This is a genomic window from Geodermatophilus sp. SYSU D01105 (genome assembly GCF_054050095.1).
Map to the genome: position 1 here is coordinate 36,825 of NZ_JBJGYR010000025.1, position 18,399 is coordinate 55,223.

Annotated in this window: 17 protein-coding genes and 1 riboswitch; of the genes, 8 read left to right on the forward strand and 9 right to left on the reverse strand. The window is 74.3% G+C overall.

Translation table 11 applies throughout. The features are described 5' to 3' along the window. Window positions 1-129: 129 nt before the first annotated feature. A riboswitch (cyclic di-AMP (ydaO/yuaA leader) is annotated at window positions 130-278 on the reverse strand. A 208-nt stretch (window positions 279-486) separates the two neighbouring features. Together ACI79I_RS20590 and ACI79I_RS20595 are read left to right on the forward strand one after the other, a co-directional pair. After that, complete coding sequence (locus ACI79I_RS20590) at window positions 487-1,647, forward strand: LLM class flavin-dependent oxidoreductase (RefSeq protein WP_456994178.1); 1,161 nt, start codon at window positions 487-489, stop codon at window positions 1,645-1,647. Further along, complete coding sequence (locus ACI79I_RS20595) at window positions 1,644-2,267, forward strand: FMN reductase (RefSeq protein ID WP_456994179.1); 624 nt, start codon at window positions 1,644-1,646, stop codon at window positions 2,265-2,267. The genes ACI79I_RS20590 and ACI79I_RS20595 overlap by 4 nt, the downstream gene beginning before the upstream one ends. A gap of 58 nt (window positions 2,268-2,325) precedes the next feature. Here ACI79I_RS20595 and ACI79I_RS20600 read toward each other — a convergent pair whose 3' ends face one another. Further along, window positions 2,326-3,075 (reverse strand): AmiS/UreI family transporter, encoded by a 750-nt coding sequence (locus ACI79I_RS20600; RefSeq protein ID WP_456994180.1) that lies wholly within the window; start codon window positions 3,073-3,075, stop codon window positions 2,326-2,328. 298 nt (window positions 3,076-3,373) lie between these two features. After that, window positions 3,374-3,628, reverse strand: coding sequence for a hypothetical protein (locus ACI79I_RS20605; protein WP_456994181.1), 255 nt, complete (start codon window positions 3,626-3,628; stop codon window positions 3,374-3,376). Window positions 3,629-3,749: 121 nt separating this feature from the next. On the opposite strand from ACI79I_RS20605, the gene ACI79I_RS20610 reads away from it, so the two are divergent. Further along, window positions 3,750-3,917, forward strand: a complete 168-nt coding sequence (locus ACI79I_RS20610; protein WP_456994182.1) for a hypothetical protein — start codon at window positions 3,750-3,752, stop codon at window positions 3,915-3,917. A 58-nt stretch (window positions 3,918-3,975) separates the two neighbouring features. On the opposite strand, the gene fmdA is transcribed toward ACI79I_RS20610, so the two are convergent. The 6 genes from fmdA to ACI79I_RS20640 form a co-directional block, all read right to left on the reverse strand. Then, entirely contained in the window at window positions 3,976-5,229 is a 1,254-nt protein-coding gene (gene fmdA / locus ACI79I_RS20615; RefSeq protein ID WP_456994183.1) for a formamidase, read from the reverse strand. Window positions 5,230-5,354: 125 nt separating this feature from the next. Then, window positions 5,355-5,633: an FmdB family zinc ribbon protein gene (locus ACI79I_RS20620; RefSeq protein ID WP_456994184.1), complete on the reverse strand. Its 279-nt coding sequence runs from the start codon at window positions 5,631-5,633 to the stop codon at window positions 5,355-5,357. 208 nt (window positions 5,634-5,841) lie between these two features. Further along, window positions 5,842-7,416: an FMN-binding glutamate synthase family protein gene (locus ACI79I_RS20625; protein ID WP_456994185.1), complete on the reverse strand. Its 1,575-nt coding sequence runs from the start codon at window positions 7,414-7,416 to the stop codon at window positions 5,842-5,844. Between the two features lie 102 nt (window positions 7,417-7,518). Beyond that, window positions 7,519-9,069, reverse strand: coding sequence for a gluconokinase (locus tag ACI79I_RS20630; protein ID WP_456994186.1), 1,551 nt, complete (start codon window positions 9,067-9,069; stop codon window positions 7,519-7,521). A gap of 67 nt (window positions 9,070-9,136) precedes the next feature. Next, on the reverse strand, window positions 9,137-10,195 hold the full coding sequence (locus ACI79I_RS20635; RefSeq protein ID WP_456994187.1) for a DivIVA domain-containing protein: 1,059 nt from the start codon (window positions 10,193-10,195) through the stop codon (window positions 9,137-9,139). Between the two features lie 210 nt (window positions 10,196-10,405). Continuing rightward, window positions 10,406-11,737 (reverse strand): MFS transporter, encoded by a 1,332-nt coding sequence (locus tag ACI79I_RS20640; RefSeq protein ID WP_456994188.1) that lies wholly within the window; start codon window positions 11,735-11,737, stop codon window positions 10,406-10,408. Window positions 11,738-11,989: 252 nt separating this feature from the next. On the opposite strand from ACI79I_RS20640, the gene ACI79I_RS20645 reads away from it, so the two are divergent. Both ACI79I_RS20645 and ACI79I_RS20650 read left to right on the forward strand, forming a co-directional pair. Then, complete coding sequence (locus ACI79I_RS20645) at window positions 11,990-13,642, forward strand: flavin-containing monooxygenase (RefSeq protein ID WP_456994189.1); 1,653 nt, start codon at window positions 11,990-11,992, stop codon at window positions 13,640-13,642. A gap of 292 nt (window positions 13,643-13,934) precedes the next feature. Beyond that, a complete protein-coding gene (locus ACI79I_RS20650; RefSeq protein ID WP_456946621.1) occupies window positions 13,935-14,336 on the forward strand; it encodes a cupin domain-containing protein in 402 nt (133 codons plus the stop codon). 52 nt (window positions 14,337-14,388) lie between these two features. Here ACI79I_RS20650 and ACI79I_RS20655 read toward each other — a convergent pair whose 3' ends face one another. Continuing rightward, window positions 14,389-14,640 (reverse strand): hypothetical protein, encoded by a 252-nt coding sequence (locus ACI79I_RS20655; protein WP_456994190.1) that lies wholly within the window; start codon window positions 14,638-14,640, stop codon window positions 14,389-14,391. A 196-nt stretch (window positions 14,641-14,836) separates the two neighbouring features. Between ACI79I_RS20655 and ACI79I_RS20660 the strand changes: the two genes are divergently transcribed. From ACI79I_RS20660 to ACI79I_RS20670, 3 genes are all read left to right on the forward strand, one after another. Next, on the forward strand, window positions 14,837-16,132 hold the full coding sequence (locus ACI79I_RS20660; protein WP_456994191.1) for a hydroxyacid-oxoacid transhydrogenase: 1,296 nt from the start codon (window positions 14,837-14,839) through the stop codon (window positions 16,130-16,132). 192 nt (window positions 16,133-16,324) lie between these two features. Further along, on the forward strand, window positions 16,325-17,740 hold the full coding sequence (locus ACI79I_RS20665; protein ID WP_456994192.1) for a sensor histidine kinase: 1,416 nt from the start codon (window positions 16,325-16,327) through the stop codon (window positions 17,738-17,740). Further along, window positions 17,737-18,378, forward strand: coding sequence for a response regulator (locus tag ACI79I_RS20670; RefSeq protein WP_456994193.1), 642 nt, complete (start codon window positions 17,737-17,739; stop codon window positions 18,376-18,378). Before ACI79I_RS20665 ends, ACI79I_RS20670 begins: the two co-directional genes overlap by 4 nt. Window positions 18,379-18,399 lie beyond the last annotated feature (21 nt).

Here is an 18,399-nt window from a genome sequence, read left to right on the forward strand (position 1 = left end):
GGAGGGACGCGCGGCGCCGGCGGTTCGCGGTCAGCGGGACGGGCGGGCCGGGGAGGAGGCGCGAGGTGCGCGCGGCCGGGAGTCCCTGCGAGCCGCGAGGGCCCGTGGGCGAGGCATGCGGATGCTCTCCGTTCCTTCCGTGGCCGCCTACCGAGTTAGCTGACGGGTTCGGGCGGGAAGGTGCCCTACCTGCCCTCCGAGCGGGGCTCGGCGGGCAGGACTCACCCCAGGACTGCGGTGGGTCCCCGGCTCGCGTCCACGGGAGGCGGACACGACTCGGCGGCGTCCGGCCAGGCTCCCCGGATGGGGACGCACGACCGACCGGACGCACTCACCGTAGGGGCCGTTACCGTGCCGTGACAATCCCAGGGGTCACATCCGTTGCGTGAGGTACCTCGCGCGGGAGTGCCGGCCGCGGCGGAATACCCCGGCCGTGGGACCGTTGCACGCAGCAGTAGTTGCGCTCTCAACCACCTGGAGCACGAGATGCAGTTCGGGATCTTCTCGGTCAGCGACATCACGACCGACCCCACGACGGGGCGCACGCCCAGCGAGGGTGAGCGGATCAAGGCGATCCTCACGATCGCGCAGAAGGCCGAGGAGGTCGGGCTGGACGTGTTCGCGCTCGGCGAGCACCACAACCCGCCGTTCTTCTCGTCCTCCCCCACCACCACGCTGGCCGCCATCGCGGCACGGACGAGCACCCTGCAGCTGTCGACGGCGACCACCCTGATCACCACCAACGACCCGGTGAAGATCGCCGAGGACTACGCGATGCTGCAGCACCTGGCCGACGGCCGGGTCGACCTGATGTTGGGCCGCGGCAACACCGGGCCGGTCTACCCGTGGTTCGGGCAGGACATCCGCAACGGCATCCCGCTGGCGGTGGAGAACTACGCGCTGCTGCGCCGGCTCTGGGACTCCGACGTCGTGGACTGGTCCGGCCAGTTCCGCACCCCGCTGCAGGGCTTCACCTCCACCCCGCGCCCGCTGGACGGCGTCCCGCCGTTCGTGTGGCACGGCTCGATCCGCTCCCCGCAGATCGCCGAGCAGGCCGCCTACTACGGCGACGGCTTCTTCTCCAACCACATCTTCTGGCCCAAGGAGCACACGCAGCGGATGGTGGAGTTCTACCGCCGGCGCTTCGAGCACCACGGCCACGGCTCCGCCGACCAGGCGATCGTCGGCCTCGGCGGGCAGGTGTTCATGCGCAAGAACAGTCAGGACGCCGTGAACGAGTTCCGGCCGTACTTCGACAACGCGCCCGTGTACGGCCACGGCCCGTCGCTCGAGGAGTTCACCCGCGAGACGCCGCTGACCGTCGGCAGCCCGCAGCAGGTCATCGAGCGCACCCTCGGCTTCCGGGACTACGTCGGCGACTACCAGCGGCAGCTGTTCCTCGTCGACCACGCCGGTCTGCCGCTGAAGACCGTCCTGGAGCAGCTGGACATCCTCGGCGAGGAGGTCGTGCCGGTGCTGCGCCGCGAGTTCGCAGCGGTCAAGCCGGCTCACGTGCCCGACGCGCCGACCCACGCGTCGCTGGTGGCCGCCCGGGGTGGGGCCGTGGACGGCACCGTGCACGCCGCCGGCGACGACGTCACCGGCCGCACCGTGGCGGCGGTCTCCGACGAGGTGACCGTCCGATGACCACCCGCACCCTCGCCGTCGTCAGCGCCGGGCTGTCGACGCCGTCGTCCACCCGGCTGCTGGCCGACCGGCTCACCGCGGCCACCGTCGCCGCCCTGCGCGAGCGGGGCGACGACGCCGCCGTGGAGGTGGTCGAGCTGCGCGAGCACGCCCGCGACCTGGCCGACCACCTGGTCACCGGGTTCGCGAACCGAGCGCTGCAGGCGTCGATCGACACCGTCGTCGGAGCGGACGGCGTGATCGCGGTGACCCCGGTCTTCTCGGCCTCCTACAGCGGCCTGTTCAAGACCTTCTTCGACGTCGTCGACAAGGACGCCCTCACCGGGACGCCGGTGCTGCTCGGTGCGACGGCCGGCACCGCCCGGCACTCGCTGGTGATCGAGCACGCGATGCGGCCGCTGTTCGCCCACCTGCGGGCGATCGCCGTCCCCACCGGGGTGTTCGCCGCCTCGGAGGACTGGGCCGGCGCCGGCGGCGTGGACCAGGCGCTGGCCGCGCGGATCGACCGCGCCGCGGGCGAGTTGGCCGACCTGGTCACCGGCAGGCCGGCGTCGGCTCGCCGCCCGGCCGACCCGTTCGAGGACGTGCCCTCCTTCGAGGAGCTCCTCCGGGGCACCTGAGCCGCCGCACCGTCGGGCCCCCTCCGCAGCAGCGGAGGGGGCCCGACGGCTCCCCGGGTCAGGCGGTCGGACCGCCCGTGCGTCCGGACGGGCCCGGCGTGCCCGTGCCCACCCCGCCGCCGCGCTCGGTGGAGTGCCGCGCCACCGGCACGCCCTCCGGCGCCTCGGGAGCACCCTGCGGGACCGGAGCCGCCGGCGGGACGGCCGGCTCGGGGCGGGCCCGCAGCCGGCCATAGGGCAGCACCAGGCTGGCCAGCAGGACGACGGCGAGGATGATCGCCCACACGTCGCTGTACGGGGTCCACGAGTCGGTGAGCAGCAGGAACGCCGGCAGGGCCGTGGTCAGCACGCCCGCGACGACGGCGATCGCACCGGTGTAGCGGGTGAGGTCCTCCCGCTTGAGCCCGAGGACCAGCCAGAACAGCGTCCAGAGCACGGCCCAGTAGAGCCAGATCACGCCGAAGCCGGGGTCCCGCGGCGCGAAGTAGAAGAAGTTCAGCCCGGCGTACACCACCGCGCAGACGGCGACGAAGGCCGAGAACCAGCCCAGGCCGGTGCCGTCGAGGTCGCCCAGCAGGTTGATCCCGACGTAGAGGTACGTGAAGCCGAACAGGTAGATGCCCCCCGCGGAGAGGATCGCGGCCGTGTCCCCGCCGGAGGTGAGGATCAGGTAGGTGGGCGTGAACACCTGCAGCGCGCCCACGAACAGGTTCAGCGGAGCCGCCGCCCGCGGGTCCACCCTCCCCAGCAGCATCAGGCCGTTGACGATCAGGACGGCTCCGACGTACAGCAGTCCGACAGCTCCCATGTGCACTCATCTCCTCGGGTCCCGCAACGGTGCGGATGTCCCCCGTGACGGATGGCGGCGGCGCGGAGGCGCCGGCCGGATGCGGCGCAACGGCCGCTGGTCGCGGCAGTCAGCAGAGCGGGGCGCGCGGGCGGGAGGCGCCGGCGCGCCCCGGGACGGCGACCGGGGCCAGGGCGACCCGCGTCGTCGGGTGCAGGTCCGGGGTCATCTCGATCTCCTGCCGGTCGGGAGGCCGAGGCCGGCTCGGCGCTGCTCACGACCGATCGCCGGACAACGATGGCGCTGGTCCCTTGCCGCGTCAACGGGCCGGGCGATCCCCCGCCACGTCGTCGGGACCGGTCCCGTCCTCGTCGTCCTCGAGGGCCTCGTCGAGCAGGGCGGCGAGCCCGTCGAGGGAGCGGTGGGGGCCGGTGCGGCGGACGACGACCGGCTCGGGCACGTCGTCCTCGTCCTCGGCCAGCGCCTCGGTCAGCTCGTGCGCCGCCCGCAGCGCGGCCTTGCCGAACCGCTCGGTCGCCTGGTGCCGCTCGATCGGCGGCGGTCCGTCGGTCACGACTCCTCCCGGGTCACCGTCGGTGAGGCCCTCCCCCGGTTCGGGGACGGCACGCGGGGGTACAGCCGGGTCCGGCCTCGAACAACCGGTGGCCACGGAGAGGCGAACGAAGGAGCGATCCGTGGAGCACCGGGTCGAGGTGAGCTGGACGTGCACGCCCTGCGAGGTGGGCGGTCAGGACGCACCGGAGGACGGTGATGCCGACCCGGCCTGCTGGAACTGCGGTGGGCCGGTCGTCGTGACCGCCCGGCCGACCGTTCGGCGGCTCCCCGACCGGGAGGCCGCCTGAGGCGGGGATCCCGGTCGGGGAGCCGGTCAGCCGGCGGGCGCGGGGAGCCCGCGCCCCCTCACGAGGTCACGGCGCACTGCCCCCGGTCCGCGCGCACCGGCCCGGACGCCGACGGCCTGATGTCGAAGTCGAAGATCGCCGTCGGGAGGTAGAGGGACGCGCAGGCGTTGGGGATGTCGACCACCCCGCTGATGCGGCCCTCGATCGGTGCCGACCCCAGCAGCAGGTAGGCCTGCTCCCCCGAGTAGCCGAACTTCTCCAGGTACCGGACGGCGTTCAGGCACGCCCGCTTGTAGGCCAGCGTCGCGTCCAGGTACTTGTTCGTGTTGCTCTCGTGGTCGACCGAGACCCCGATGAACGTCAGGAACTCCGAGTACCGGGGCTCGACGTTGCCGGGCATGAACACCGGGTTGGTGGTCACGCCGTAGGTCTCCATGCCGCCCTTGATCAGGTCGATGTGGAAGTCGATGAACCCGCCCATCTCGATGGCACCGCAGAACGTGATCTCGCCGTCGCCCTGACTGAAGTGCAGGTCGCCGCCGGAGAGCTTCGCGCCCTCGACGTGGACCGGGTAGAACACCCGGGAGCCGCGGGAGAAGTTCTTGATGTCGTGGTTGCCGCCGTTCTCGCGGGCCGGCACCGTGCGCGCGCCGTCCCGGGCGATGCCGTCCAGCACGTCACCGGTCGCCTGACCGCCGAGGGTGTTCTCCTCCAGCGGCGGGAGCGCCAGGGCCGGGACGCGGTCGGGATCGGTCGCGATCAGCGCCCGCTCCCGCTCGTTCCACCGGGCCAGCAGCTCGGCCGACGGCGCGGTGCCGAACAACCCGGGGTGGGTCAGGCCGGTGTAGCGCACGCCCGGTATGTGCCGGGAGGTCGCCACCTGGCCCTGGAAGTCCCAGATCGCCTTGTAGGCGTCCGGGAAGTAGTCGGTCAGGAAGCCGCCGCCGTTGACCTTGGCGAAGATGCCGGTGTAGCCCCAGCCCTGGCCGGGGGCGTCGCCGTACTCCTGCGGCGCCTGCACCGGGCCGAGGTCGAGGATGTCGACGACGAGCAGGTCACCGGGCTCGGCACCCTCGACGCCGATGGGACCGCTCAGCATGTGCGCGTGGGTCAGGTCGACGTCCCGGACGTCGTTGGCGGAGTCGTTGTTGCCGATCTGACCGTCGGTCCACTCCCGGCACTCGACCCGGATGCTCTGGCCGGGGCGCACCATCGTGGCGACGGGTACGTCCGGGTGCCAGCGGTTGTGGCCGGGCACGGCCTGGTCGCGCATGGACTTGGCCTGGTCGACGGTGAACACCACGTCGGGCATGTCCCCCACTCTCCGATCTGCGTTGATGGTGAGCGTCAGCCCGCGGCTGCGGGCCGTTCGTGGGGCTCCGGACGGAGCCGGCGGGGAAGACGGCGTCCCGGGCAGGGGGGCACCGCGCGGGCGGGTCAGGGGCGGGGCAGCGAGCTCCACCGCGGGTCGCGCGGGGCCGGACGGCGCACGGCTGGGGGCACCGCCGTCGTCACCGCGGGTTCGTCGCGGCTGGCCTCCTCCCGCAACCGCGCGGCGGCCGCGGGTGCGGGGGTGCGGGACAGCAGGGGTGGTGTGTAGAGCCGTCGGCCGTCCGTTCCGCAGGCGGGGCACGGGCTGGTGCTCTCCGCCGTGCCGACGGGGCGCCGGATCTCCCACGGACCGCAGGTGGTGCACCGGTAGAGGTAGGCCGCCATCGGGGTCCTCCGAGGTGTCGGGACCGCTCAGGTTCGGGCGAAGCTAGTGGTGGCGCGACGCTCGCGGAGGTCGCGCGGGCTCCCCCTCCCGGCCGGATCCGTCCCCCTCGCGCGTCGCTACGGCTGGCCCCTGGGACGTGACCGCCGGTGCGGTCGGCCCGTCCGGGCACCGCCGCGTGCCTGCGAGGGGTGAGGAGGGGGTCCTCCCTCAGCCCACGGCGTGGGCGGACTCGGGCGCGGAGCCACCCTGCGGCACGGTCCCGGTGAGCAACCGCACGATCTCCGCGCGGTCGGCGGCCGACGGCAGGCCCCAGCCGGGCTCGTAGCCGTAGACCTCGCCCAGCGGCGTGGAGCTGGTCCGCCCGTCGAGGATCTCCACCGCGTCGACCGGGATCAGCCCCGGGTGCTCGACGCCGCAGGCCTCGGCCACCTTGAACAGGTCCCGCCGCAGCGTCTCGACGTAGTTGGCCGCCCGCACCGACTTCAGCGACGGGTCCAGCCCGTGGGACAGCCACGGGTTCTGCGTCGCGACGCCGGTGGGGCAGGTGTCGGTGTGGCACTTCTGCGCCTGGATGCAGCCGATCGCCAGCATCGCCTCGCGGCCGACGTTCACCATGTCGCAGCCGAGGGCGAACGCCACGATCGCGTTGTCGGGCAGGCCCAGCTTCCCGGCGCCGATGAAGGTGACCCGCTCGTGCAGCGCCCGGCGGGCGAAGGTCGAGTAGACCCGGGCGAACCCCAGCTGGAAGGGCAGCGAGACCGAGTCGGTGAAGATCAGCGGCGCGGCGCCGGTGCCGCCCTCACCGCCGTCGACGGTCACGAAGTCCACACCGCGGCCGGTGCGGTCCATGAGGTCGGTGAGCTCGTCCCAGAAGGCCATGTCGCCGACCGCGGACTTGATGCCCACCGGCAGCCCGGTCTCGGCCGCCAGCAGCTCCACCCAGTCGAGCAGGCCGTCGGTGTCGGAGAACTCCGCGTGCCGGGACGGGCTCACGCAGTCCACGCCCTGGGGGACGCCGCGCGCGGCGGCGATCTCGGCGGACACCTTGGCGCCGGGCAGCACCCCGCCCAGGCCCGGCTTGGCGCCCTGGCTGAGCTTGATCTCCAGCGCGCGCACCGGGGCGCCGGCCACGAGGTCCTTCAGCCTTGCGAGGTCGAAGCGGCCGTGCTCGTCGCGGCAGCCGAAGTAGGCGGTGCCGATCTGGTACACCAGCTCCCCGCCGTGCCGGTGGTGCACCGAGACGCCGCCCTCGCCGGTGTTCTGCAGGCAGCCGGCCAGCGCCGCGCCGCGGTTGAGCGCCTCCACCGCCGCACCGGAGAGCGAGCCGAAGCTCATCGCCGAGATGTTGACGACCGACGCCGGCCGGAACGCCCGCGCCCGGCCACGCGGGCCGCCGAGCACCTTCGCCGAGGGCACCTGCACGTCGTGCGCCGAGGCGGGGTGCGACGGCGGGACGGCGCGGCCGAAGGTGCGGTGGTTGATGACCGGGTAGCCCGCGGTGTACTCGAGGTCGTTGTCGGTGCCGAAGCCGAAGTAGTTGTTCTCCTTCTTCGCCGAGGCGTAGACCCACCGCCGCTGGTCGCGGGTGAACGGCCGCTCCTCGTTGTTGCCGGCCACGAGGTACTGGCGCAGCTCCGGGCCCACCGACTCGAGCAGGTACCGCGCGTGCCCGAGGACGGGGAAGTTGCGCAGCAGGGTGTGCTCGCGCTGCAGCAGGTCGCGGGCGGCGACCGCGGCCAGGGCGGAGAGACCGGCGACGGCGGCACGCGACCCGCGCTTCATGCCCTCACCCTGGCACGCCACGGCCGCTTCCGGCGGGTCGAGGACGGCGCCCGCGCCGAGAACCCGCGCCCGCCCGCCGGCACTGCGGCCCGCGCCGCCTGGTCAGGCGGGCGCGCCGGGGCCGTCGTCGAGCGCGTCGAGCGTGGTGAGGACGTCGGTCAGCGCCTGGGTGGAGCGGTCGACCAGCGGCCGCAGCCGGCGGTAGACCGCGACCTCGCCGGGGTCGGGCTGCACCGGGTCGTTGACGGCCACCAGCGCGGTGGCGGCGTCGAGGTCGGGCAGCGCGCCCAGCGCGTGCAGGCCGAGCAGGCAGGCGCCCAGGCCGGTCCCCTCCGGCGAGTCCGCGACCCGCACCGGCAGGTCGAGGGCGGCCGCGAGCGTGCGCACCCACAGCGGCGAGGCGACCGCGCCGCCGGTGGCCCGCACCTCGCGCACCGGCAGGTCGGTGGCGGCGAAGGCGTCGCGGACCAGCGCCAACTGCTGGCAGACACCCTCGACCGCGGCCCGCACCAGGTGCGGCCGGCGGTGCTCCCGGCGCAGCCCGATGTAGGCGCCCCGCAGGCCCGAGCGCCACCACGGGGCGCGCTCCCCGAGCAGGTAGGGCAGGCACAGCAGCCCGGAGCTGCCCGCCGGCACCTCGGCGGCCTCGGCGAGCAGGCGCGCGTCGAGGTCGTCGGCGGCCTCGCCCTCCGGATCGGGCGTGTCGAAGCCGGCCGCCAGCGCCCGGGCCGCCCACCGGACCACGGAACCGCCGTTGTTCACCGCTCCCCCGACCACCCAGTGGTCGTCGGTGAGCGCGTAGCAGAACAGCCGGTGGCCGGGGTCCACCGTGGGCGCCGGGACGACGACCCGCATCGCACCGCTGGTGCCGAGGGAGACCGCGGCCACCTCCGGCCGGACCGCGCCCACGCCCAGGTTGGCCAGCACGCCGTCGGAGGCGCCGACCACGACCGGCAGCCCCGCGCGCAGCCCCGTGGCCTCGGCCACGTCGGCGCGCAGGCCGGTCAGCACCGCCGTCGTGGGCAGCACCTCGCCGAGCTGGTCGGCCCGCACCCCCGCGATCGCCAGCGCCTCCTCGTCCCAGCGGCCGCCCCGGATGTCGTACAACCCGGTCGTCGACGCGCTGGACCGGTCGACCACGTGCCGCCCTCCGACGAGAGCGGCCACGACGAGCTCCTTGACCCCGCCCCAGCGCGGCGTCCCGGCGACCCGGTCGGGGTCCTGCGCGCGCTCCCAGGACAGCTTCACCAGCGGGGACATCGCGTGCACGGGGGTGCCGGTGCGGGCGTGCAGGTCCGCGGCCCGCCCGTCGGCGACCAGCGCGGTGGCCCACTCGGCCGCGCGGGCATCGGCCCAGGTGAGCACGGGGCCCAGCGGCGCGCCCCGGTCGTCCATCGGCACCAGCCCGTGCATGGCCGTGCTCAGCGAGACACCGAGGACACGGTCGCCGCGCTCACGCGCGCGGGCGCTCACCGCCGCGAGCGCCTCCACCGCCGCGGTCTGCAACCGTCCGGCGTCGAGCTCGGCCCGGCCGGGAGCGGGCACCAGCAGCGGGTACCCGACGCTGGCGAGGTCGCGCACCCGCCCGTCGGTGCCGGCGGTGACCGCCTTCGTCGCCGTCGTCCCGGAGTCGAGCCCGACGACGACGTCCACGACACCCCTCCCGAGCAGCTCCCGCTCTGGGGATCGTGCTCGGCTCGGCGGCGGGGCGCCACCGGGCTCAGGACGCGAGCTGCTCCTCCGCCACGGAGCGCTCCTGCGCACGCTCCTCCGGCACGCCCTCGTCCTCCCGGGCGGCCTGCTCCTCCGCGGCCAGCACGCCCGAGAGCGTCCCGAGCGCGTCGCCGATCTGGCCGGCGAGCCGGCGCAGCGCGGCCCGCGCCTCGGCGCGCCGCCGCTCGAGGTCGTCGAACCGCTCCTGGGCCGCGTCGACGCGGGCCGCGCAGGTCTGCGCCAGGTCGGCGAGGGTCTGCTCCACCTGGGCCGAGATCCGCGCTGCGGCCTCGGCGGCCTCCCGGGCCCGCTCGGCCGCCGCCTCCTCCGCGAGCCGCGTGCGCTCGGCCGCGGCCTGGGCCAGCAACCGGTCGGCGGTCGACCGGGCCTGCCGCAGCTCCTCCGCCGCCTGCTCCTCGGCTTCCCGCCTGGTGACTGCCGCCTCCTCCGCGGCCCGGTGCCGTTCCTCGGCCGTCTCGGTCGCCGCCTCCGCCCGCATCCGGGCCGCCTCGGCACCGGCGAGTTCCCACTCCGCGGCGGCGTCCTCGCGGACGCGCTGGGCCTCCTCCTGGATCCGCACGGACTCGGCCACCGCCTCGTCCTTGACCTCGTGCGCCCGCCGCAGCAGGAGGTCGGCCTCGCCGCGCGCCTGGCCACGGATCCGGTCGGCCTCGGCCTGCCCAGCCTCGGTCAGCTGGGCGGCCTCGTCCGCGGCCAGGCGGAGGATCTCGCCGACGCGTTCGGACGTGCGCACCATCTCCCTGCCCTCGGGCGAGCAGGCCAGCAGGCGGCGGGAGAGCTCCAGCTCCGCCGAGCAGGCCCCGTACCGGGCGAGCAGGTCCTCGTTCTCCCTGCGGGTGGCCACCAGCTCGGACTCGACCCAGGCGACGTAGTTGTCCACCTGCAACCGGTCGTAGCCGCGCAGCGCCGTCCGGAACAGCGGACGGGGCGCGAAGAGGGTCTCGAGGTCGCCGGTGAGGTTCGGGCGGGCCGACGCGGCGCCGGGACTGGAGGCGTCCGTCTGCCGGGCGCCGTCTGCAGCCACGACCTCGCGGTGTCGGAACATCCGGGCCTCCCTCTCTGACCCGGCGTGCGACCGTGCCACAGCTCGACCGGCCCCACGTCCGGACAGCTCGAACGACTGCTCGGGGCTCCGGACGATGCCAGAACCGCCCGGTCCGCAGCCGCAGCGACGACGTCCCGCCGCGGGACGCGCGGACCCCTCGGCGTAGTCCCGTCGGCCTGTACCGAGACGACTACGGTCGGTGGTCCCGGGTCAGCGGTAGGCCGACTCCCCGCGCAGCCGAGCCCCGACGGCGACGTGCAGGGGCGCGAGCACGACACCGTCACCGGCCAGCCGCTCGCGCAGCTGCCGCCGGTGGCGCAGCACCCCGACGAAACCGATCGCCCAGAACACGTACTGGACGGCGAAGGCGGCGCGGAAGGCGTCCAGGGAGTAGGCGGTGGAGGCACCCGGGGTGAGCAGGTCGAGCACGGCGCCGACGGCCAGGATGGTCAGCAGGGAGGCGAGGAACCCCCCGACGTTCACCACCCCGCTCGCGCTGCCCTGCCGCTCGGCGGGGTTCCAGGTCCGGGCGAAGTCGAACCCGATCATCGAGCCGGGCCCGTTGGTCCCGAGGACGACGACCAGCACCACCAGCAGCGGGAGCGGGGCCCGGCCCGGCCACAGCAGCACGACGGTCCAGGTGGCCGCGGTGGCCAGCAGGATGGAGAAGACCAGGGAGGAGCGGCGCAGCGGCCAGCGGCCGCAGAGCCGGCCGAGCAGCGGTCCCACCGCGATCCCGACGACGACCAGGAGGGTCAGCAGGCCCGCCGCCGTCTCGGGGCTGCGGCCCTCACCGACGACGAGGAACGGGTACCCCCAGAGCAGGGCGAACACGGTGCCGGAGAACTGGGTGACCAGGTGGGTGTAGAGCCCGATGCGGGTGCCCGGCTCGCGCCAGGTGAGCGCCAGGCTGCGGCGCACCTCGGCCAGCCCCGAGGGCGGGGTGAGCACCGTGCCGGGAGGCGCGTCGCGCAGCGCCACGACGACGAGGACCGCGACGAGGACGCCGATCCCCGCGGCGCCGAGGAAGGTCGCCTCCCACGAGGTGGAGTGCAGGAGCGTGACCAGCGGGTACGCGGCGGCGATCTGCCCGAACTGGCCGAGCATGCCGGTGAGCTGGGTGATCAGCGGGACCGTCCGGCCGGGGAACCAGAAGCCGATCACCCGCAGCACGCTGACGAAGGTCATCGCGTCACCGGCCCCGACCAGGACCCGCGCGGCGACCGCGGTGGGCACGTCGCCGGCCAGCGCGAGCAGTGCCTGCCCGGCGGCCATGGTCAGCGCCCCGGCGAGGACCAGGTTCCGCGAGCCGAAGCGGTCCAGGGCCACCCCCACCGGCACCTGCATGCCGGCGTAGACGACCAGCTGGAGGACGACGAACAGCGAGATCGCCGAGGCCCCCGCCGCGAACCGCTCCTGCGCCTCCACCCCGGTGACACCCAGGGAGGCCCGGTGGAAGACGGCGACCGCGTACGCGGCCAGCGCCACCAGCCACACGGTGTAGGCACGGGCGCTCGGTCGGGGTGCGGTCGGCGTGCTCACCCCAAGGACGACGTCCACCTGCCCCGGGTGCTTCCGGTCCGACCCGTGAGATCGCTCACCACGCGACCGCCGTCGTCCCCCGTGGGCGCGCACCGCCACCCTCCGCCGCGGCCTTGACCCGGCCGGATCGGCGCTCCTAGCTTGTGACCCAGCTCACACGGGGTGACGGCGTCGTCGCCCCGGCCACCGCTCCCGCGACACCCGGCAGCCGGGTCGCGGGCCCGTCCGGCCGCGCCGAGGAGGACCCGTCCCATGACCCAGACCGCCCCCGCCCAGCAGCAGGCTCCCGCGCCCGACGCCGCACCCCGCCAGGTCGACGTGGTGGTCATCGGCGCCGGGTTCTCCGGCATGTACATGCTCCACCGGCTGCGGCAGCTCGGGTGCTCGGTGCAGGTCATCGAGATGGCCGACGGCGTGGGCGGCACCTGGCACTGGAACCGCTACCCCGGAGCCCGCTGCGACGTCCGCAGCATGGAGTACTCCTACTCCTTCGACCCGCAGCTCGAGCAGGAGTGGCAGTGGACGGAGAAGTACCCGACGCAGCCGGAGATCCTCCGTTACGCCAACCACGTCGCCGACCGCTACGACCTGCGCCGCGACATCCGGTTCGAGACCCGGGTGGAGTCGACGGTCTGGGACGACGACGCCGGGCGCTGGATCGTCCGGACCGACCGCGGCGACGTGCTGTCGGCGCAGTTCGTCGTGCACGCCTCGGGCTGCCTGTCGATCTACAAGAAGCCGGAGATCCCGGGTCTGGAGAGCTTCCGGGGGCCGTGGTTCCACACCGCCCGGTGGCCGCGGGAGGGCGTGGACCTCACCGGCCAGCGGGTCGGCGTCATCGGCACCGGCTCCTCGGCGATCCAGAGCATCCCGCTGATCGCGCAGCAGGCCGCCGACCTCACCGTCTTCCAGCGGACGCCGAACTTCGCCGTCCCGGCGCACAACCACCCGTTCCCGCCGGGCTACCAGGAGCAGATGAAGGCGCACTACCCGGAGTTCCGGCAGGACGCGCGGACCTCGCCGCTGGGCATCCCCACCCCGCCGCCGGAGAAGGGGGCGCTCGAGGACGACGCCGAGTCCCGCCGACGCCGGTACGAGAAGGCCTGGCACGACCGGGACAACACCCTCGTGGACCTGATGGCCGCCTACACCGACATGCTCACCGACCCGGCGGCCAACGACACCGCGGCGGAGTTCGTCCGCGAGCGCATCCGGGAGATCGTGCACGACCCCGAGGTGGCCGAGACGCTGTGCCCGAAGGACTACCCGATCGGCACCAAGCGGATCTGCGTGCACACCGACTACTACGAGACCTACAACCGCGAGAACGTCCACCTGGTGGACCTGCGGAAGACGCCGCTGGTGGAGATCACGCCGAACGGGGTGCGGACCACCGAGCGGGAGTACGAGTTCGACGCCCTGGTGCTCGCCACCGGGTTCGACGCCCAGACCGGCGCGCTGACCGCCATCGACATCCGCGGTCGCGGCGGGCAGCGGCTGACCGACCACTGGTCGGCCGGGCCGCGCACCTACCTGGGCATCGCGATGGCCGGCTTCCCCAACGCCTTCGTCATCACCGGGCCGCAGAGCCCCTCGGTGCTGTCCAACATGATGGTGTCGATCGAGCAGCACGTGGAGTGGGTCTCCGACGCCATCGGGTACGTGCGCGAGCACGACCTGCGCACCATCGAGCCGACCCCCGAGGCCGAGCAGGCGTGGGTCGAGCACAACGAGGAGGTCGGCAACGCGACCCTCTTCCCGACCGCCAACTCCTGGTACATGGGCTCGAACGTCGAGGGCAAGCCGCGGGTGTTCATGCCCTACATCGGCGGCGTGGGCCTGTACCGCGAGCGGTGCGACGAGGTGGCCGCCAAGGACTACGAGGGCTTCGTCCTCGCCGGGTGACGGCGGCCGGAGCACCGCCGGGAGGAACGGACCGGCGCGCGGAGCCCGGTGAGCCGGAGCAGTGTGCGGTGGTGGCGGGTCCCTGCCGCAGGAGCCGCCACGAACGCACACCACCGGCTGTTGCCCACCGGACGCGGGCCCGCTGCCGGACCCACCGCCGGGTGAGGGTGATCAACTCCTCCCCGATCCAGGACTAACCGCGCACGTCGGCGGGCAGGAGCAGCGCAGCCGCCGGGGCCCGGTGCGCCCGGCCGCAGCTGCCCTGCCCGCCCGACGAGAGGAGCGCCCTGGAATGGCGTCCGTCATCCACTACACGATCGCGACCGAGGCCGAGAAGTACGCCGACTTCCGCCGCGTCCTCTGGACCGGCAAGAACACCCAGCTGGTGATCATGACCATCCCGCCGGGCGGGGAGATCGGCGAGGAGGTGCACGAGGACATCGACCAGATCCTCACCTTCGTCAGCGGCACCGGTGAGGCGCAGATCTCGGGCAACAAGAAGAAGGTGGCCCAGGGCGACCTGGTCGTCGTCCCGGCCGGCACGAAGCACAACTTCGTCAACACCGGGCCCAACCCCCTGGTCCTCTACACGGTGTACGGCCCGCCGGAGCACGCCGACGGTGCGGTGCACAAGACCAAGGAGGAGGCCGACGCGGCCGAGGAGTCGGGCCAGGACGAGCCGCCGACCGAGTGACCCTCCCCGAGCGGGGCGCGGGAACGCAGGAGGCCGGCGCTCCCCGCTCCGCTCAGCGCTCGGCGGAGGCGCGCTGGACCGAGCCGCGCCGGACCGACCGCGGCACGGGCGGCCGGGCCGCGGCCGGCTGGGGCCGCGGGGCGAGGGCCGGGGAGGGCGCGACCTGCGCGGGCATCAGGGTGGTCCCCCCGTCGCCCACCGACCGGCGTTGCTGCGCCGGCTGCTCCGGCTGGATGCGGGTCAGGATGAACAGGCAGAAGGCGATGACGGCCAGCAGTCCGCCGACGACGAGGTAGTCCAGCACGCGGTCCAGTGTCCCGGCGTGACCGTTTCGTGACACTGGGAGATGTCTCACCCGGGGCCTCCCGCGTGTCGCCGCCGGGTGTCCCAGGTCGGTGGTCTAGCGGCGGAGGCGCTGCGGGCTGGCCCCGTCCCGGCTGCGGCAGCAGACTCGCAGGGGCGTACCGCACCCGACCGTCAGCGCCGACCGAGGAGGGGCCATGCCGTCGCCCACCTACTCCCCCGCGAACCCCGAGAGCGTCTTCACCTACGGCGCGCCGCAGCTGAAGTTCGGCCCCGGCGCCTCCGACGAGATCGGCTACGACCTCAGCCAGACCGGCGCCAAGCGGGTCCTCGTGGTCACCGACCCCGGCGTGGCCGCGACCGGGCACCCGCAGCGGGTCGCCGACCAGATGACGCCGTTCGGCATCGAGGCGGTGGTCTTCGACGGAGCCCACGTCGAGCCGACCGACGAGAGCCTCGGGTACGCCGTCGACTGGGCGCGCGAGCACGGCCCCTGGGACGCGATCGTGGCCGTGGGCGGTGGCACCAGCATCGACACCGCCAAGGCGATCAACCTGCTCACCACCAACCCCGGTGAGCTCATGGACTACGTCAACAAGCCGGTCGGCGAGGGCAAGGCCCCGGTGAACCCGCTCAACCCGCTGGTCGCCGTCCCGACGACCACCGGCACGGGCGCGGAGAGCACCACGATCTGCGTGCTCGACGTCCTCTCGCTCAAGGTCAAGACGGGGATCAGCCACGCTCGCCTGCGGCCGACGCTCGCCGTCGTCGACCCGTCACTGACCCGCACGCAGCCGGCCGGCGTCACCGCGGCGGCGGGGATGGACATCCTGTGTCACGCGCTGGAGAGCTACACCGCCCGCCCCTACACGAGCTACGAGCACAAGCGCCCCGAGCAGCGGGTCCCGTACAACGGCGCCAACCCGATCGCCGACATGTGGTCGGAGAAGGCGCTGTCGCTGCTGGCCGGGTCCTTCCGCCGGGCCGTGCGCGACGGGGAGGACGAGGCCGCCCGCGGGGAGATGGCCATGGCCGCGACCTTCGCCGGGCTGGGCTTCGGCAACGCCGGCGTGCACATCCCGCACGCCAACGCCTACCCGATCGCCGGGCGGGTCAAGGACTTCCACCCCAAGGACTACCCCGCCGACGAGCCGATGATCCCGCACGGCATGTCGGTGGCCCTGACCGCTCCCGAGGCGTTCCGGTTCACCTTCGACGCCGACCCGGAGCGGCACCTGCGCGCCGCGCGGCTGCTGGACCCCCGCGCCGAGCAGACCGACGACCCCACGCAGTTCCTGCCCACGGTGCTCAGCGCGCTCATGCGCGACATCGACATCCCCGGCGGCATCGGCGCGGTCGGCTACGACGAGGGCGACATCCCCGACCTGGTCGACGGCACGATGAAGCAGCAGCGGCTGCTGGCCACCGCCCCCAAGGAGGTCACCGAGGACGACGTCGCGGGGATCTTCTCGCGCTCGCTCTCGCTGTGGTGACCCGCGGCTGGTGGCCCGATCCCCGCTCCAGCCGCTGCTGCGGCTGGAGCGGGGTCACCGGATGAGGTCGTAGGACGCCCGTCCCCTTGCGCGATCGACCCACCCGGTGACACAACTCCCCAGCAGGGCGGCGCCGGACGGTCCGGGGCCGGCACGGGATGCGCAACGGCGCGCGCGGGGGGTGGGTGGGCCATGGCCACGCGCTCGCGGACGACCGTGGCCCCGCCGTCCCTGACCCCGCCCGGCCCCGACGCCGGCTGGGTGCCCCTGGTCGAGAGCCCGGCGGCGCGGCAGCGACCGCGCTCGCCGTCGGTGGGCCGGGTGGTGACCCGTTTCGTCGTGGCCAACGTCGTCGCCATCCTGCTGCTGCTGGGCGTCGGTGTCTGGGCCAGCGCCCGGGCCGCCGAGCACGAGGCCCTCGCCGACGCGCGGCGCATGACCGACCTGCTGGCCGAGGTCCTGGTGCAACCCACGCTCGACCAGCGGCTGCTCGCCGGGGACCCGGCGTCGATCGCCGCGTTCGACGACCGCATGCGCGACCGCCTGCCGAAGGTCGGCATCCTGCGGATCAAGATCTGGACCCCCGAGGGACGGATCGCCTACTCGGACGAGCCGCGGCTCATCGGCCGCTCCTTCCCCTTGGGCGACGACGACCGGCAGGCCCTGCAGGACGGCGTCACCCGCGCCGAGGTCAGCGACCTGAGCCGCCCGGAGAACCGGTTCGAGGCCGCGGAGGGGCGCCTGCTGGAGGTCTACCGGGAGATCGAGGGGCCCGACGGCCGGCCGCTGCTGCTGGAGACCTACTCCGACTACGGCCAGGCCACCGCGCGCCAGCAGGAGATCTGGTGGGAGTTCGCGCCGATCTCCGTGGCGGTGCTGCTCACCATGGTGGCCGTGCAGCTGCCGCTGGCCCGCCGGATGGTCACCCAGCTGCGGGCCAGCCAGCACGAGCGCGAGCTGCTGCAGGCGCGGGCGCTGGACGCCTCCACCGAGGAGCGGCGCCGGATCGCCGGGAGCCTGCACGACGGCCTGGTGCAGGACGTGTCGGCGACCGCCCTGCTCGTGGCCCGCGCCGCCGACCAGCTCCGGCAGTCCCCGGCGAGCGCTCCTGCGCCGGAGGTCGCCGACGGGCTCGGGCAGGCCGCCGGGGCGCTGCGGGACTCGGTCGCGTCGCTGCGGTCGCTGCTGGTGGAGATCTACCCGCCGACGCTGGACCAGGCGGGGCTGGAGATGGCCCTGGCCGACTGCGCCGACCGGCTGCGGCCCCGCGGGATCGACGTCCGGCTGTCCGTCGCCGGCGGGCTCGCCCCGCCGCCGGGGACCGCCGCCCTGGTCCTGCGCACCGTCCAGGAGGCGCTGCGCAACGTGGTGAAGCACTCGGGCGCCCGCAGGGTGGACGTCACCGTCGAGCAACTCCCCGGCGCCGTGGTCCTGCAGATCACCGACGACGGGGTCGGCTTCGACGTCGGCCCGGCGCTGGACGGGCGCGGCGGCCACCTGGGCCTGCGCCTGCTCGCCGACCTGGCCGCCGCCGAGGGGGCGACCCTGTCCCTGCGCACCGCGCCCGGCGCGGGCACGAGCCTGCGACTGGAGGTCCCGCGACCGTGATCGACGTCCTCGTGGTGGACGACCACGCGCTCATGCGCTCGGGCCTGGCCGGCCTGATCGCCGCCGCCGACGACATGCGGGTCGTCGGCACGGCCGCCGACGGTGCCGAGGCGGTCGCCGCGGTCGCCCGGCTCGCCCCGCACGTCGTCCTCATGGACCTGTCCATGCCGGTGATGGACGGCGTCACCGCGACCCGCCGGATCGTCGAGGACCACCCCGCCGTCGAGGTGCTCGTGCTCACCTCGTTCTCCGACCAGCAGCGGGTGGTGGAGGCGCTCGACGCCGGCGCCGGCGGGTACGTGCTCAAGGACACCGAACCGGCCGACCTGCTGACCGCCATCCGCTCCTCCGCTCGCGGGCACTCCCCGCTCGACCCTCGGGTGGCGCGGACGCTGCTGCACGCCCGGCGGGGCCCGGCCCGGGTCGCCGACCTGACCGAGCGGGAGCAGGAGGTCCTCGCCCTGGTCGGCCGCGGGATGGCGAACAAGCAGATCGCCCGCGCCCTCGGCATCCGGGAGGGCACCGTGAAGGCGCACCTGACCAGCGTGTTCCAGCGCATCGGCGTGCGGGACCGGACGTCGGCGGCGCTGTGGGCGCGCACCCACCTGGCCGAGGACCCGCCCGGGCTCGCGGAGTGACCCCGCTCGCCGCGCGCCGAG

Excerpts from the sequence above, each read along its gene's own strand:
- ACI79I_RS20590 (WP_456994178.1), top strand. The coding sequence starts at position 487 with ATGCAGTTCGGGATCTTCTCGGTCAGCGACATCACGACCGACCCCACG.
- ACI79I_RS20595 (WP_456994179.1), top strand. The coding sequence starts at position 1,644 with ATGACCACCCGCACCCTCGCCGTCGTCAGCGCCGGGCTGTCGACGCCG.
- ACI79I_RS20600 (WP_456994180.1), bottom strand. The coding sequence starts at position 3,075 with ATGGGAGCTGTCGGACTGCTGTACGTCGGAGCCGTCCTGATCGTCAAC.
- fmdA (WP_456994183.1), bottom strand. The coding sequence starts at position 5,229 with ATGCCCGACGTGGTGTTCACCGTCGACCAGGCCAAGTCCATGCGCGAC.
- ACI79I_RS20620 (WP_456994184.1), bottom strand. The coding sequence starts at position 5,633 with ATGGCGGCCTACCTCTACCGGTGCACCACCTGCGGTCCGTGGGAGATC.
- ACI79I_RS20625 (WP_456994185.1), bottom strand. The coding sequence starts at position 7,416 with ATGAAGCGCGGGTCGCGTGCCGCCGTCGCCGGTCTCTCCGCCCTGGCC.
- ACI79I_RS20635 (WP_456994187.1), bottom strand. The coding sequence starts at position 10,195 with ATGTTCCGACACCGCGAGGTCGTGGCTGCAGACGGCGCCCGGCAGACG.
- ACI79I_RS20645 (WP_456994189.1), top strand. The coding sequence starts at position 11,990 with ATGACCCAGACCGCCCCCGCCCAGCAGCAGGCTCCCGCGCCCGACGCC.
- ACI79I_RS20650 (WP_456946621.1), top strand. The coding sequence starts at position 13,935 with ATGGCGTCCGTCATCCACTACACGATCGCGACCGAGGCCGAGAAGTAC.
- ACI79I_RS20660 (WP_456994191.1), top strand. The coding sequence starts at position 14,837 with ATGCCGTCGCCCACCTACTCCCCCGCGAACCCCGAGAGCGTCTTCACC.
- ACI79I_RS20665 (WP_456994192.1), top strand. The coding sequence starts at position 16,325 with ATGGCCACGCGCTCGCGGACGACCGTGGCCCCGCCGTCCCTGACCCCG.